This is a genomic window from Oleiphilus sp. HI0128 (assembly GCF_001635365.1).
Genome location: NZ_LWGG01001522.1, coordinates 1 through 563, shown reverse-complemented (window position 1 = coordinate 563; position 563 = coordinate 1). Strand labels below are relative to the sequence as shown.

Below are 563 nucleotides of genomic sequence, written 5' to 3'. Positions count from 1 at the left end.
AGCCAGATGCAGTTGTCGAGCAAGCTGTGCGAGCAGTAAAAAGAGCGCGAAGCTATACAGATGATGTCGAGTTTTCATGTGAAGATGCTGGTCGTTCAGAGTTGGATTTTCTTTGTCGTATTATAGAGCAAGCGATTAATGCTGGTGCTTCCACAATAAATATCCCGGATACGGTGGGCTATGCGATTCCCGAGCAGTTTGGTGAAACCATAAAAAACCTTATCGAGCGAATTCCAAATTCAGACAAAGCTATTTTCTCGGTTCATTGTCACAATGATCTCGGCTTAGCTGTTGCAAACTCTTTGTCTGCGGTAACCAATGGTGCACGCCAGATTGAATGTACTATTAACGGATTGGGTGAGCGAGCCGGAAATGCTTCTTTGGAAGAGGTTGTAATGGCAGTTCGTACACGATCTGACTTGTTTGACCTATCGACAAATATCGACTCTACACAGATCGTGCCTTGCTCGCGGTTAGTGTCGACGATTACCGGCTTCCCGGTTCAGCCAAATAAAGCAATTGTTGGTGCAAATGCGTTTGCGCATGAGTCTGGCATTCACCAG

General features: G+C 45.8%; 1 pseudogene. It reads left to right on the top strand.

The features are described 5' to 3' along the window. Positions 1-563: pseudogene (locus A3763_RS25050) on the top strand (2-isopropylmalate synthase); the annotation flags it as partial.